Origin of the sequence: Burkholderia contaminans (assembly GCF_029633825.1) — a bacterium.
GTDB lineage: Bacteria > Pseudomonadota > Gammaproteobacteria > Burkholderiales > Burkholderiaceae > Burkholderia > Burkholderia contaminans.
The window spans coordinates 3,431,420-3,444,571 of record NZ_CP090640.1 but is presented as its reverse complement, the minus strand read 5'-3'; the positions used below and the strand labels follow the sequence as shown (position 1 = coordinate 3,444,571).

15 protein-coding genes and 1 pseudogene are annotated in these 13,152 nt (G+C 66.9%); 13 read left to right on the top strand and 3 right to left on the bottom strand.

Annotated features, from left to right (window positions below):
- The first annotated feature begins 68 nt into the window (after positions 1-68).
- Together LXE91_RS16095 and LXE91_RS16090 are read left to right on the top strand one after the other, a co-directional pair.
- On the top strand, positions 69-2,117 hold the full coding sequence (locus LXE91_RS16095; RefSeq protein WP_046543539.1) for a ParB/RepB/Spo0J family partition protein: 2,049 nt from the start codon (positions 69-71) through the stop codon (positions 2,115-2,117).
- Positions 2,118-2,178: 61 nt separating this feature from the next.
- Positions 2,179-2,391: a hypothetical protein gene (locus LXE91_RS16090; protein ID WP_046543538.1), complete on the top strand. Its 213-nt coding sequence runs from the start codon at positions 2,179-2,181 to the stop codon at positions 2,389-2,391.
- A gap of 168 nt (positions 2,392-2,559) precedes the next feature.
- Here LXE91_RS16090 and LXE91_RS16085 read toward each other — a convergent pair whose 3' ends face one another.
- Entirely contained in the window at positions 2,560-3,228 is a 669-nt protein-coding gene (locus LXE91_RS16085; RefSeq protein WP_046543537.1) for a hypothetical protein, read from the bottom strand.
- Positions 3,229-4,056: 828 nt separating this feature from the next.
- Between LXE91_RS16085 and LXE91_RS16080 the strand changes: the two genes are divergently transcribed.
- Positions 4,057-4,371: a DUF736 domain-containing protein gene (locus LXE91_RS16080; protein WP_046543536.1), complete on the top strand. Its 315-nt coding sequence runs from the start codon at positions 4,057-4,059 to the stop codon at positions 4,369-4,371.
- Between the two features lie 377 nt (positions 4,372-4,748).
- Here LXE91_RS16080 and LXE91_RS16075 read toward each other — a convergent pair whose 3' ends face one another.
- Both LXE91_RS16075 and LXE91_RS16070 read right to left on the bottom strand, forming a co-directional pair.
- Positions 4,749-5,042 (bottom strand): helix-turn-helix domain-containing protein, encoded by a 294-nt coding sequence (locus LXE91_RS16075; RefSeq protein ID WP_076841609.1) that lies wholly within the window; start codon positions 5,040-5,042, stop codon positions 4,749-4,751.
- A gap of 66 nt (positions 5,043-5,108) precedes the next feature.
- A complete protein-coding gene (locus LXE91_RS16070) occupies positions 5,109-5,231 on the bottom strand; it encodes a hypothetical protein (protein ID WP_257009630.1) in 123 nt (40 codons plus the stop codon).
- Between the two features lie 34 nt (positions 5,232-5,265).
- Between LXE91_RS16070 and LXE91_RS16065 the strand changes: the two genes are divergently transcribed.
- From LXE91_RS16065 to LXE91_RS16020, 10 genes and pseudogenes are all read left to right on the top strand, one after another.
- Positions 5,266-5,613 carry a DUF2958 domain-containing protein gene (locus tag LXE91_RS16065; protein ID WP_046543534.1) on the top strand — a complete coding sequence of 116 codons (348 nt, stop codon included), beginning with the start codon at positions 5,266-5,268 and terminating at the stop codon, positions 5,611-5,613.
- A gap of 342 nt (positions 5,614-5,955) precedes the next feature.
- Positions 5,956-6,715, top strand: a pseudogene (locus tag LXE91_RS16060) (DUF7011 domain-containing protein).
- A gap of 104 nt (positions 6,716-6,819) precedes the next feature.
- Positions 6,820-7,110, top strand: coding sequence for a helix-turn-helix transcriptional regulator (locus LXE91_RS16055; protein ID WP_046543532.1), 291 nt, complete (start codon positions 6,820-6,822; stop codon positions 7,108-7,110).
- 26 nt (positions 7,111-7,136) lie between these two features.
- Positions 7,137-7,970 carry a replication initiator protein A gene (locus LXE91_RS16050; protein ID WP_046543531.1) on the top strand — a complete coding sequence of 278 codons (834 nt, stop codon included), beginning with the start codon at positions 7,137-7,139 and terminating at the stop codon, positions 7,968-7,970.
- A 268-nt stretch (positions 7,971-8,238) separates the two neighbouring features.
- Positions 8,239-8,877 (top strand): ParA family partition ATPase, encoded by a 639-nt coding sequence (gene parA / locus LXE91_RS16045; protein WP_046543530.1) that lies wholly within the window; start codon positions 8,239-8,241, stop codon positions 8,875-8,877.
- Positions 8,874-9,158 carry a hypothetical protein gene (locus tag LXE91_RS16040; RefSeq protein ID WP_046543529.1) on the top strand — a complete coding sequence of 95 codons (285 nt, stop codon included), beginning with the start codon at positions 8,874-8,876 and terminating at the stop codon, positions 9,156-9,158. The genes parA and LXE91_RS16040 overlap by 4 nt, the downstream gene beginning before the upstream one ends.
- On the top strand, positions 9,155-9,712 hold the full coding sequence (locus LXE91_RS16035) for a DUF2840 domain-containing protein (RefSeq protein WP_046543528.1): 558 nt from the start codon (positions 9,155-9,157) through the stop codon (positions 9,710-9,712). Before LXE91_RS16040 ends, LXE91_RS16035 begins: the two co-directional genes overlap by 4 nt.
- The gene (locus LXE91_RS16030; RefSeq protein WP_046543527.1) at positions 9,709-10,305 is read left to right on the top strand and encodes a S26 family signal peptidase; all 597 of its coding nucleotides are present in this window, start codon (positions 9,709-9,711) and stop codon (positions 10,303-10,305) included. Before LXE91_RS16035 ends, LXE91_RS16030 begins: the two co-directional genes overlap by 4 nt.
- A gap of 472 nt (positions 10,306-10,777) precedes the next feature.
- Positions 10,778-12,781 carry a relaxase/mobilization nuclease domain-containing protein gene (locus LXE91_RS16025; protein WP_046543526.1) on the top strand — a complete coding sequence of 668 codons (2,004 nt, stop codon included), beginning with the start codon at positions 10,778-10,780 and terminating at the stop codon, positions 12,779-12,781.
- A gap of 170 nt (positions 12,782-12,951) precedes the next feature.
- Positions 12,952-13,128 carry a hypothetical protein gene (locus tag LXE91_RS16020; RefSeq protein ID WP_158077540.1) on the top strand — a complete coding sequence of 59 codons (177 nt, stop codon included), beginning with the start codon at positions 12,952-12,954 and terminating at the stop codon, positions 13,126-13,128.
- Positions 13,129-13,152 lie beyond the last annotated feature (24 nt).

Here is a 13,152-nt window from a genome sequence, read left to right as displayed (position 1 = left end):
CCCGAGTTTTCCCCGCCGGAGGGGCGGTTCCCCTCCATTCCCTTGTTTCACTCGATTGGAGATTCACCATGAACGCCGTTACCTACACCGAAGCCCAAGCCGTCAACACCGCAGCCAGCAGCGTCGCCAACGTGCTGCAAGCCGCCGACCCGAGCAAGCACATGATCCTGGTGCCGCTGTCGCGGCTGGTGCTGCGCCCCACGGGCCGCAACGTGCGCAAGACCGTCCCGCGCATGTCCATCCCCGAACTGGCCGCAAGCATCCAGCGTGTGGGCCTGCTGCAAAACCTGATCGTGATTCCCGCTGCCGATGGCCTGCATTACGAGGTGGTCGCCGGTGGCCGACGCCTCGCGGCCCTCAAGCTGCTGGCGAAAAAGCACCGCATCGCCAAGGATTGGCAGGTGCCTTGCCTGCAAGTGGCCGATGGCACGGCCCGCACAGCCAGCCTCACCGAGAACGTGCAGCGCGAAGCCATGCACCCGGCTGACCAGTTTGAAGCCTTCGCGGCGCTGGTGGCTGAGGGCCGGCCCATCGAAGACATTGCGGCGGATTTCTCTGTCACGCCGCTGGTGGTGCAGCGCCGCTTAAAGCTGGCGAACGTCTCGCCCCGGCTGATGGACGATTACCGCGCCGATGCCGTCACGCTCGATCAGTTGATGGCTCTGGCCATCACCGACGATCACGCTGCGCAGGAGGCCGCGTTCTACGATGCGCCTCAGTGGCAGCGCAGTCCATCCACGCTGCGCGAGCGCCTGACCGAGCGCGAGATTGGGGCCTCGCATGCGCTGGTGCGCTTCGTCGGGCTGGACGCCTACGAAGCCGAAGGCGGTGGCATCCGCCGCGACCTGTTCGCAGAGGGCGATGCGGGCGTGTACGTGTCCGACACCGTGCTGCTGGAAACGCTGGTGCGTGAGAAGCTGACCGGCATTGCCGACACTATCCGCACCGAGGGCTGGGCCTGGGTGGATGCCACCCCCGCCATGACCCATGCCGACCTGCAAGCCTTCCAGCGTGCTCCGAGGGAACGGCGCACGCCGAACAAGCGCGAGGCACAGCGCATCGAGAAGCTGCAAGCCAAGATGCAGGGCATCGGCGAAGCCGTGGATGCCGCGATGGACGCCGACGACGAGGACAAGGCCGAAGCCTTGGAGGAGGAGGGCGAACGCTTGGGCGAGCAGTTGCAGGCGCTGGAAGATGGTTTGCTGGGCTACGGCGCGAACGTCCGCGCCGCCGCCGGCGCCATCGTCACCATCGACCGCAATGGGGAGGCCGTGGTTCATCGCGGGCTGCTGCGCGAGGCCGAGGCCAAGGCGTTGCGCACGCTGGAAAAGCTGCGCCAAGGCTTTGCGGAGGGCGAAGGCACGAACGACGACCACAGCGAGGCGGCGGAAGAAGCCCAGGCCCCCGCCGTCTCCGACCGGCTGGCGCAGCGCCTGAGTGCGCACCGCACCGCCGCGCTGCAAATCGAGGTCGCTCGGCATCCGCAAGCGGCGCTGGCCGCGCTGGTGCATGGCATGGTGCAGAGCGTTTTGCAGGGGCGTTACTACGGGCACGACCTGCCGATGGGGGTTCGCCTCACGGTGCAAAACCGGCTGGAAGGCATGGCCCCGGACTGGCCGGAATCACCCGCCGCCCTGGCGCTGCGCGAGATGCAGCAGGCATGGGGCGACAAGCTGCCCGAGGACAGCGCCGCACTGTTCGCCGCGCTGCTGGCGATGGAACAAGGCGAGCTGGTCCAACTGCTGGCCGTGTGCGTGGCGGGGGCGGTGGACGTGGTAACCCCGCGCGCCACGCCGCACCAGCCCGGCGCGGAACTGGCGCAGGCCGTGGGCCTCGACATGGCCGCATGGTGGAAGCCGAGCGCGGAAGGCTACTTCAAGCACGTTCCGAAGGCCGCGATCCTGCAAGCCGTGGGCGAGTTCGCGCCGGATCACGTCAATCGGCTGGGCAAGCTCAAGAAGGCTGACATTGCCAGCGAAGCCGAGCGGCTGGCCGGTGGCACGGGCTGGGTGCCTGCCATCTTCAAGGCCGAGGGGCCGCAGGAGGCCGCATCGGAGGAAGGCCCGGAAAAAGCCCCCGCCGTGGTGGATGAAGCGGCCGAAGCGTTGGCCGCTTGACCCTCGATACAGACCAGCGCCCCGGCCCCGGCTGGGGCGCTGGCTTGCAGGAGCCAGACCCATGCCTACCACCGACACTACGAGCCGCCCGCGGATGGCGGCGATCTATGCACCGGGCACGGTGCGCGCCCGCCGCTGGCACGGCGCGGGCGATGTGCGCGGCTACCGTCCACCCTCGGGCTGGACGGCCCGCGCCGACCTCACGGACGTTCACCCCATCACGGGCCGCGCCCTGGCGCGGGCCGTGTGGTGGATCATCGAGACGAAGGAATGACGCCAGCACCCGGCCCAGACCGTTCCGACCTGGGCCGGGTGGATTCAAAAATCCGGGCGCGGCGGTGGCCGCGCCCGGGGTTGAACCCCGAAGACCAGCCAGAACGCCGCAGCCTTCGCTACCGCCTCGGTTGCGGCGTTGGCGCGTCGGTCGATGGCGAGGGCCCGATCACACCTTGATCGGGCCAAACATTCCCGTGTAGATCAGCGTTTCCCAAACCTTCTTGATCCCCTGTCCGGTCTCCTGGCTCACAAACAGCGACGACCTGGCGCCGTGAGGGGCGCCCAGGAAATACGAACGCATCGACTCCCAGGTCTCCGCGACCTGTGACCAGGTCCAGCACGGAACTTCTTTCTCCAAGATCAGGGGCACAGCGATAGCCAGAGGGATCATCTTGTCCATCGGCAACAGCTCTTCCCAGTTGCACTTGACCAGGATCGGGGTTGCCTCCGCGTTGTAGAACTGCACATCCAGCTTCTCTGCCGTGATGTACGCGGCGTGGTGGCGAGGCAGGGCCAGCACGGAATCCAGGACCTTCTGGCCATCGCCATAGGGGCAGGTGATGAATCCGTGGGCGAAGTACCGCGTGTGATCGAGGCCCTTGTAGCCGCAGCGATCGCTGGGGGTGGTAACGGGATGGTGGTCATCGTGATTGCGCACCAGCGGGTGCCATGAGGGGTATCGGTCAACTACCGGCCCAAGTTCAGTCACGATGTCTTCTAGCGCCCTTTTGCTCCGGAGGCGCTGCGATTCGTCCGCATCCCGAGGGCGGGGGACAAGGTACTTCTCCACCTCTTCGTATCCTGCTTGTGCTGCTTCATCTGCTCGGAACGCCATGATTCACCTCGTTTTGTTGTGTTGTGCGTAAATTTATTGTTTTACGCATGAAATGTCAATATTGTGCGTAAATTGATTGATTCATGGTGGTTGGCGGTTCGTAGTTCGACGACCATGGGCGTGCCGGCGCAACGCGCCGTCGGGCTCTCGGGCTGCGCCCCGTGCCGACTTCGCTGTCACGGCCATTCGGCTTCCATCCCTCACGCCTTCGCGCCTGCGGCGCTGCGCGCTTCGCTTGCCTCCGGGGGACAGTCCTGCGGACTCTCCCCGCTGCGATGGACGGGGCGCTGGCGAACACGCCGGCGCTTGCTGCGGCAGGTTGTGCAAATGCGTGCTGTCCTCAACGCTGGCGGTTCCTGCCCATCACGTCGCGAAGGACGATTGACGCCAGTTCACGTCATCCCCGCCCGGCATCGCCATGGAGTTTCCACGCCACGCCTCAAGACCGGCGCCGCAAGGTGCGGCGGGGGCGTTCTCGCCTGTCGTCGGGGGGGCCTGGCCCGCGTTAGTGGGCGAGCCGGCGCAGCCTTCGTGCGGGGATGCCGAGCCGGCCCCGTCTCCTTGCGGTGCGGTTCGGCCCAAGGCGTCCTTGTGTTGTTGTGAATCCTGGCGGTGGCGCGGCTGCGCCTCGGGCTTCATGGCTGCAACCGTCCGGCGAAAACAATTTCCCCTCTGCTGCGCAGATTCCTCGCGCGACAAATTCTTTTCGCCTCCCGGCTCTCCACTGCGTTGCGACCGCAAGCGGTGCAGCCCGCCCGTCCCCCGCCGGCCGGATCACAACAAGGACGCGATGGGCGCGAACCTTGTTCCACCAAAAGGAGTTTCATCATGGCCAACATCGGCAGCTTCAACGCAGACAAAGACGGCTTCACCGGCACGCTTCGCACCCTGACGCTTAATGTCAAGGTCAAGCTGGTTCCCAACGACAAGGGCGACAACGAGAAGGCCCCCGACTTCCGCCTGCAGGCCGCCGGTCACGACATCGGCGCGGCGTGGAAGAAGACCAGCGAAGCCGGGCGGGAGTACATCTCCGTGACACTCGACGATCCTTCGTTCCCGGCCACGGTCTACGCCCGCCTGATCGAGGGCGAGAACGGCACGCACGACCTGATCTGGTCACGCAGCAAGCCCCAGGCGGCGTGACCGCCGCCCGCAGCGCCCCGCCACACGGCGGGGCGCTGCGCTGTGGGTTCGCCCCCAACGCGGCGGCAGCAGGTCGTGGCCCATGGCGGGCCGTGTCTTCCTGGTCTTCCTGTCTAGAGGCAGCGTCTGCAGTGGTTGTCTGGGCCTGGCGCGTCGGCGCGGTGCGCCACCGGGCTTTGCGGGCTGCGCCCCGTGCCGTCTTTGCCGTCACGGCCATTCGGCTCCAATCCCTCACGCCTTCGCGCCTGCGGCGCTGCGCGCTTCGCTTGCCCCCGGGGGAAAGCCCTGCGGGCTATCCCCGCCGCGCAGGCTTGGCGCCCCTGGAATACCGCCGAACCGGCTGAGCCGGATCGGCCTTGCCAGCGCATGCGCACACGCTATGGCGTGCCACCCTTTTTCGTCACCGTCTCCAGCTCCTGCCGCACCTGCGCCAGCAGCTGGTCGGCCTGCCGCAGGTCGTCACCGGCATAGGCCAGCGTCAGCAGCGTGAGCGGGTGGACCTCCATGACCTCGCACAGTTCGGCCAGCTTATTCAGCGTCGGGCTTTTCATGTCCCGCTCCAGCGTGCTCATGTAGGTGCGGCTGGACACGTCGGAGAACGCCTCCTGGCTCAATCCACGCGCTTTCCTGATGGTCTTTAGTGCCTCCGACAATGTATGTTTCGCTGCCAACCCTGGATCTCCCCAAAATCCAAGATGACAGTCGATTGCGTCCTATAGGGCTACAATCTATAGTGTTCATTCATGCCGGCTTGCCGCTTTTGTGCTTTTACGGAAATCCGCATCCACGGCTTCGCACAGAAGCGCAAAGCCGCTTGCGTGTTTTTCCTCCAATCCGCCGATACGTTTCTGTGCTTTCACGCTTCGGCGGCTTTGTGCGAATGAGGGGTAACCCGTGGACCGACTCATCACCGAGGACGAGCGCAGGCAACTGCTGGACCACGGCGCGGCTCGTGTCGCTGGCCAGGCCATCGATCCGCAGCCCGTCGTGCGGCTCTTCACCCCGGACGCGCACGCCACCTGGCTGCTGGCTTCGCTCAGCCCAGCCGATGGCGACACGGCCTATGGCTTGATCGACCTGGGGATCGGCATGCCCGAGCTGGGCGAGATCAAGCTGTCCGACCTCGCGTCCATCGTCGGGCCGCGGCAGCAGCCCGTGATGCGGGATCGGTATTTCCGGGCGGCACGCTCCCTGTCGGAGTACACCCGGCTGGCCCAGGAGAACGGTTCCATCGTTGATTGAGCCGTTCGCGCCACGGCCAAGCCGGGCGCATTGAGGCTATTTCGGTCTTGTTCCAGACCTGTCAAGCCTTAGTCGGTACTGTTGCACCAAATCAGTGACACTCTGGCGAAACCAGCCATGACGCAGCGCGCGTCATGGGGCACGGTGGATGGCGCAGGAGGCGGCATTTCCTCGCGCGCCACCGTCGCATTCAGACGATTCGCACAACGGACAGTATTACTTTTCGTCTTGACACGCAAGTTACCAATCTGCCAGTTTATTCACGATTGGATGCTGGTTTGATGTGGTGACGTTTGCGTGTGCCCGTGACGGCTTTCCTGCGATTCCAGGGGAGCTTGCGTCATGGCCGAGCCGCACCACCTAGCGCAGTGGTATCCCACTGCGGCGTATCTCTATGTCCTGTGCCTGGATACCCTTGCCCTGGCCTGGGAGTACCTGCGCCGCCATCCCGACTACCGGCTCGACTGGCTACGCCACCATCGCCGGCGACCAATGCATCCGGTCGCACAAAACGCGGCGCATCGCTGGGGCCTGCGCCTGCTGGAAGACCCGGTCCTGGATGCGCGCGACGCGCATCCGGCCTGGCTGCCTGGCCACGATGCCGTGGTGCAGCTCCATCCCGACGCCGATCCGCCGTCCGATGCGGCGGCCTTCGCGTTCTGGCACATCCCCGGCCACAAGCAACTGCTGCATGACGGCAAAGGGCTGGCGCTGATCGCCCATAGCCCCGGCCATTGCGCGCGCTTCGCGGTGGCGCCCGACCTGGAGGACGGCATGGCGGTCGCCTATGCCCATCGCGGAGGTCGCGGCAGTGCTGCGCCTGCGCGCGACTCGGCATCCATGCATGCAGCAAGGCCCCGGCCACCGCCCGCCGCCTTGCTGGAGTTGCACACACTTCAGGCGCTCGACGCGACCCTGGCGGGCGCGTCCTTGCGCGAGATGGCTGAAGGTCTGTTCGGTGCCGATGCCGTGGCCACCGACTGGCATGCCGATGGCGACCTGCGCGCCCGCGTGCGCCGCCTGGCGCGCCGGGGCGATGCGCTGATGCGCGGCGGCTATCGCCGCCTAGCACAGCCCCCCACTTGAGAAGGGACGTTTTTGAGAGGACGCAAAACGTCCCTGAGCAGCGGAGCTTCGTTTTCTGAGACTGCCTCCATCCGGTTGCGCTGTGTGGCCGGAACTTTGAAAGCTATGGAGGTACCCCCCATGCGTCCTGCTCCTTTGCGGCCTGCCGCCGCTCCCGCAATCGCTTCGACCGCTGCCGCGCAGCCGCAGCGCTATCTCACCAACGACGAAGCCGCCGACTATCTGCGCCTGTCGCCGCGCACGCTGGAGAAACAGCGCGTGCTGGGTGGCGGCCCCAAGTTCCGCAAGTTCGGCCGCCGCGTCATGTACGCCGTGGCCGACCTTGACGCCTGGGCCGCCGAGCGCAGCTTCGACAGCACCTCCGATCCCGAGTACGCCGAGCACCATGCGGCGGACAGCCGTGCGCGCTGATCTCTGGCGCGCGGGTGGCCTTCGCCATGTCCAGCCCTCCAGGGGCAGTCAGGCAAGAACGCGAACAGCTCGACCTGTTCCGCGCCTTGCCGGGCGACATGGCGCCGCGCGACAGCCAGGACCTGATGGCCTTTCCGTTCTTCTCGCTGGCGAAGTCGCGGCGCACGGCGCCGATCGACTTCCAAGCCAGCGGCGTGACGATCCGCGTGGAGGGCACGCAAGAGCACGGCATCGCCACGATCTGGGATGCGGATGTGCTGATCTGGGCGGCCAGCCAGATCGTGGAGGCGCGCGACGCGGGCTTGCGCCCGTCGCGGCTGATGCAGGCCACGCCCTACGAGATCCTGCGCTTCATCGGGCGCGGTACGTCGCTGCGCGACTACCAGCGCCTCAAGGCGGCCCTGGATCGCCTGCAGTCCACCACGGTGGCCACGTCCATCCGCGAGACCACGGGAAGGCGTCTGCACCGCTTCTCGTGGATCAACGAGTGGAAGGAGCTGGCCGACGTCCGCGGCACGCCGCTGGGCATCGAGCTGATCCTGCCGGACTGGTTCTATGGCGGCGTGCTGGATTCGGCACTGGTGCTGACCATCGATGCGGGGTATTTCCGGCTGACGGGCGGCATCGAGCGCTGGCTGTACCGCCTGGTGCGCAAGCACGGCGGGCACCAGCCCGGCGGCTGGCAGTTCGACTTCCGTCACTTGCACCGCAAGTCGGGCAGCACAGCGAAGCCCTACGACTTCGCCTGCGACCTGCGCGCGCTGGTGGCGCGGCAGTCGCTGCCCGGCTACGTCCTGGGCATCGAGCGGATGGACGGGGCCGAACTGCTGACGTTCCGCCCGGTGCGTCCCGTGCCGTAGACGGCACGGGGATAAACGGTGCGAATCCTGTGGACGGGCTCGTGCTATCAGGCGTGCCAGGTCTCGTGCTATCAGGCGTGGGACTATCGTGCTATCAGGCGTGTCCATCGCCCGCCAAGCCAATGCTGGCGCGGGTTTCGGCCTCCCTTAACTTCCCTAACTTAAATGCTCTAACTTTTAGTAGAAGCGCCGCACCTCGGTGGACAACCGCCGCGCGGCCACAGAGGCAGCGGCAACAGCCGGGCTTTCCAACGCGGAGGGCCAGGCCATGATCGTCGCGCTGCTTAACCAGAAAGGCGGCGTGGGCAAGACCACACTCGCCACCCACATCGCCGGCGAACTGGCGATCCGCGGCCAGCATGTCGTGCTGCTGGATGCCGACCCGCAGGGCTCCGCGCTGGACTGGACGCAGCGCAGAAGCCAGCAAGGCTTGCCACGGCTGTTCAGCGCCGTGGGCCTCGCTCGCGAAACGCTGCACCAGGAAGCGCCAGAACTCGCCAGGCGGGCCGACCACGTCATCATCGATGGGCCACCCAGGATCGCAGCGCTGGCGCGCTCCGCGCTGCTGGCGGCCGAGCGCGTGCTGATCCCGGCGCAGCCCAGTCCCTACGACCTGTGGGCCAGCGCCGAGATGGTGGCACTGATCCGAGAGGCGCAGGTGTTCCGGCCTGCGCTGCGCTCGGCCTTCGTCATCAACCGACGCGTCAGCACCACGGTGATCGGGCGCGAAGCACGAGGAGCGCTGGCCGACCAGCCGCTCCCTGCGCTGCGCACGGAAGTGCATCAGCGCATCGTGTTCGCTGACAGCGTGGCCGCTGGCCGGCTCGCACGCGAGGCGGCGCCGGACAGCGCTGCGGCGCGTGAAATCACCGCGCTGGTGGACGAACTGCTGCGGTGGCCGGAATGAGCAACGGCAACACGTCCAGCAGCAAACGCGCAGGCAAGCGCGTCGGCATCGGCGCGCGCCCGCCGGCGAATCCTCACGCCGAGGCGTGGATTCGCCAGGGCAGCGCCGACGACCTCCAGAAAGGCGATGTCTACACGGCTCGCCTCACCCTCGACATTACGCCCGCCATGCGCTCGCGCATCAAGGTCTCCGCCTTCACGCAAGGCGTGACGGTGACCGACCTGCTGCGCAGCCTGCTGGAGCGGGAGTTTCCCGAACGACGCAGGGAGAACACACCATGACCGCATCCGCTTCGCCTGCCTGCGCGCCTGCCGCTGACGCGGCCACGGCTGCGCCACAGCCATCCGTCATCGCGCCTTGCGGCCGGCCCGCTGGCGCGCCGCTGACGCGCGTGGCGCTGGCATACATCGAGGCCCGTTTCAAGCTCTACCTGCGCTTCGGCGAACCCGTGCGCACGCACCAGCTCGACCGCTGGCGGCGCAGCGCGGTGTTCCTGCCGGGCGTACTGTTCTGCCGCATCCGCTGGCAAGCCAATGACTACGGCACCGTGCGCTGGCAGCTCATGGTGATGCAGGCCAGCACGCCGCTGGACGACGCGCAGCGCATCCCTGGCGTGCAGCCGGGGGCGCACCTGCTGCTGCACGCCGAGGGCGAGGGGCAAGTGCGCGCCGTGCTGGAGCGCATCGACGCCATCGAGGCGCTGGGCATCGCGCCCGCCGCCGTCTCGCCCGCGTACTGGCGCACGCTCGCCAACCGGCTCGCCGCGCGCCTGCCGCTGCCCGAATACAGCGCTGAGCGGCACGCCGCCTGGCTGGCTGGGAGCGCGCTGCCATGACTGCCGTTTCCACCATTGGCGCGCCGCGTCCTCGCTCGCACACCCGCTCACGCCTGCGCGCTCGCATCGTTCTCGCAGGCTTCGCCGCCTGCGGCCTCGCTGCGCTGGCCTGGGCGTCCTTCGTGCATCCGCTGCCGCGCCTGACCTACAACCCGTCCGACAGCGTGGCGGTCGGCTGGTATCGGGTCGATCCGCTCGATCCGCGCACCAGCTCGCTGCCACCGTCATTGCACGTTGGCAGCATCGTCCTGACCCGCTTGCCGGCAGACGCCGCCGCGCTCGCTGCGCAGCGCGGCTACCTGCCGACGCGCGTGCCGCTGCTCAAGCGCGTGGGTGCCGTCGCGCCGCAGGAGGTGTGCATCGCGGGCGGCAGCGTCCGCATCGACGGCGTGCCTTCGGCCGCCGTGTTGTCCGCCGACCGGCTGGCCCGTCCGCTGCCGTCCTGGCCGCAGTGCCGTCAGCTTCGGCAGGGCGAGCTGTTCCTGCTCAGCGTGACCAATCCCGCGTCGTTCGACAGCCGGTATTTCGGGCCGATCAGCGCATCCGGCGTGATCGGCATCGCGCATCCGGTCTGGCTGGAGAAACGCCCGTGATGGCCACCGACTCGTTGCAAGTCGCCGTGCATCTTGTCGTGCCATCGGGCGTGTCGTTCCGTTGGCAGACATTGCGGTGCTGGCCATGTCGTCGCGCGTGCAGTGCGGGTGTCAATCCTGCGCATTGGGCACCGCACTTCGCGCTGCCTTCGGCGCAGCCGTCCAACGTGCAGGCGTCTTGCCTCGAACGCGCCGGGCCGAAGGCCCTGACCGCGTTCGCCGGGGCGCTGGCTGCCAGCAGCCCAGCGTCACCGGGCCGCCGCTGCCGGGAGCGCGAGCGGGAGGCAAAGGCGGAAGGCAAGACAAAAGGATGCGGCACCGGGCCACGTCGAAAGCCAGTCTGCACGTGGGGTTGGCGCAGCACGGAGCGGCTTCGCCGCCGTGCCGCTTGGGGCGCGTGGCCCGCACCAATACGGGCATGTCCGCGTGCTCCGCACGACCGGACACGCCGCAGCTTTCAGGGAGAGCGACCATGACCGACCGCCGTGATGACGATTTCCGCGTGCGCCCAAACCCGCCAAAGGCCCCGAAGAACCGGGGCAAGGGCCAGGGGCAGAGCTTTGTTTCCAAGGTGCTCAAGCAAACCGGCAAGGCCAGCAGCGGCAAGTCCACGGTGCGCCCGCGTGGCACCGGCCAGCGCCCCGGCTCACGCCTAGGGCGCGGCCACACGGCCGCGCGCTTCGCGGGCGCAAAGCTCACGCCCATGTCGCGGCGCGTGACGATCAAGACGCTGCTGGTCAACCAGCGCCAGGCCAGCCCGCAGTCGCTCGCCAAGCACCTGCGCTACATCGAGCGCGATGGTGTGGGGCGCGATGGCGAGCCGGGACAAGCCTACGGGCCGCAGACCGACGTGGCTGACCTCGGCGCTTTCAAGGTACGCTGCGCCGATGACCGGCACCATTTCCGCTTCATTCTCTCGCCCGAGGATGGCGCGGAGCTGGAAGACCTGCGTACCTACACGCGGCACCTCATGGGCCGCATGGAGGCCGACCTGGGCACACGGCTGGAATGGGTGGCGGTGGATCACTGGAACACCGACAACCCGCACACGCACATCGTTGTGCGGGGGCGCGATGACACCGGCAAGGACCTCATCATCGCGGGCGACTACATCACAGATGGCTTCCGCCACCGCGCTGCCGAGCTGGCGACCGAATGGCTGGGGCCGCGCACCGAACTGGAGATCCAGCAGACCTTACAGCGCGAGGTGAATCAGGAGCGATGGATGAGCCTGGATCGCACGCTCAAACGCGAAATAGGCGAGGCCGGTGACGATGGCCTGGTGCATGTCGAACGGCTCAACGAACCCCGCTTACAAGACCAGCGCCTGCTGCTGATCGGCCGCCTGCAATGCTTGCAGCGCCTGGGCCTGGCCGACGAGACGAAGCCGGGCACCTGGGCCGTCCATGCCGATGCGGAAAAGACCTTGCGCGCCCTGGGCGAGCGCGGCGACATCATCCGCACCATGCAACGGGCCATGCGCGGCGAGCCGCGCGAACTGGCGGTGTTCGAGCCGGACCAGGATGCAGATGGAAGCGGCCGGACCATCCTCGGGCGCGTAGCCGCGAAAGGGCTGGCAGACGAGCTGCACGACCGGGGCTATCTGGTCATCGACGGGGTGGACGGCAAGGCGCACTACGTCGCGCTCAATGCCCGCGACGAGTTGGTGAACTACCCCACGGGCTCCGTGGTGGAGGTGAAGGGCTCGACCGACGCGCGCGCCGCCGACCGCAACATCGCTGCGCTGGCGAGCAATGGCCTGTACCGCACCGATCATCACTTGGCCGTGGCGCAGGGGCAGGCCGTACCGGGTCGCGACCCGCAGGAGGTCTTGGCGGCCCACGTTCGACGGCTGGAAGCCCTGCGCCGGGCGGGCATCGTGGAGCGCGTGGCCGAGGGGCTATGGAAGGTGCCCGGCGACCTGCCCGAGCAGGGCCGCCGCTACGACGCTCAGCGCCTGGGCGGCGTGGCCGTGGAGTTGAAATCGCACCTGTCCATCGAGCGGCAGGCCCGCGTGATCGGGGCCACTTGGCTCGACCAGCAGTTGATTGGCGGCGGCTCGGGCCTGGGCGACCTGGGCTTTGGTGCGGAGGTCAAGCAGCAGATGCAGCAGCGCGCCGACTTCCTCGCCGAACAGGGGCTGGCCGAGCGGCGCGGGCAGCGCGTGATTCTGGCGCGCAAGCTGCTGGGCACGCTGCGCAACCGAGAGCTGGCGCAGGCCGTGAAGGACATTGCCGCTGAAACCGGTCTGGAGCATCGGCCGGTGGCCGATGGGCAGCGCGTGGCCGGCATCTACCGGCGCAGCGTCATGCTCTCCAGTGGGCGCTACGCGATGCTCGATGACGGCATCGGCTTCTCGCTGGTGCCCTGGCGGCCAGTGATCGAGCAGCGGCTGGGGCGGCGGCTTGCTGCAATCGTGCGCGGCGGTAGCGTGTCGTGGGAAGTTGGGCAGCAGCGAAGCCCCTCTGTTGGTTAGGTCGCTTCGGATTACCAAGTCGGAGGTCTTGACAATTTTGACGAGTCCCGCCCTAGCACTATCGTATTAAAACAGGTAAAAAATTCCATTTTTTGTCTAATTGACGCTTGCCGCTCTCAGCTCAAAAAATAAGCACTCCACACATATAACAAAATTGAAAGGAGACATATATGTGGCGAGTTATTTTTGATATTAATGGGAGCTTCAATAATATATTTTCTTTGGAAAATTTAGGCGAAAAGCAATTAACAACAAAAGTTCTGAAAACAGAGCAAGAACGGCCAGTTGCGGCTCTTATGGCAATCGAAGATTGCAGGCTTAATGGTCTCGGCCATTGCAACGCTTGAGACGATGTAACAGCAATTTCGCAT

Excerpts from the sequence above, each read along its gene's own strand:
- LXE91_RS16095 (WP_046543539.1), top strand. The coding sequence starts at position 69 with ATGAACGCCGTTACCTACACCGAAGCCCAAGCCGTCAACACCGCAGCC.
- LXE91_RS16090 (WP_046543538.1), top strand. The coding sequence starts at position 2,179 with ATGCCTACCACCGACACTACGAGCCGCCCGCGGATGGCGGCGATCTAT.
- LXE91_RS16085 (WP_046543537.1), bottom strand. The coding sequence starts at position 3,228 with ATGGCGTTCCGAGCAGATGAAGCAGCACAAGCAGGATACGAAGAGGTG.
- LXE91_RS16080 (WP_046543536.1), top strand. The coding sequence starts at position 4,057 with ATGGCCAACATCGGCAGCTTCAACGCAGACAAAGACGGCTTCACCGGC.
- LXE91_RS16055 (WP_046543532.1), top strand. The coding sequence starts at position 6,820 with ATGCGTCCTGCTCCTTTGCGGCCTGCCGCCGCTCCCGCAATCGCTTCG.
- LXE91_RS16050 (WP_046543531.1), top strand. The coding sequence starts at position 7,137 with ATGTCCAGCCCTCCAGGGGCAGTCAGGCAAGAACGCGAACAGCTCGAC.
- parA (WP_046543530.1), top strand. The coding sequence starts at position 8,239 with ATGATCGTCGCGCTGCTTAACCAGAAAGGCGGCGTGGGCAAGACCACA.
- LXE91_RS16040 (WP_046543529.1), top strand. The coding sequence starts at position 8,874 with ATGAGCAACGGCAACACGTCCAGCAGCAAACGCGCAGGCAAGCGCGTC.
- LXE91_RS16035 (WP_046543528.1), top strand. The coding sequence starts at position 9,155 with ATGACCGCATCCGCTTCGCCTGCCTGCGCGCCTGCCGCTGACGCGGCC.
- LXE91_RS16030 (WP_046543527.1), top strand. The coding sequence starts at position 9,709 with ATGACTGCCGTTTCCACCATTGGCGCGCCGCGTCCTCGCTCGCACACC.
- LXE91_RS16025 (WP_046543526.1), top strand. The coding sequence starts at position 10,778 with ATGACCGACCGCCGTGATGACGATTTCCGCGTGCGCCCAAACCCGCCA.
- LXE91_RS16020 (WP_158077540.1), top strand. The coding sequence starts at position 12,952 with ATGTGGCGAGTTATTTTTGATATTAATGGGAGCTTCAATAATATATTT.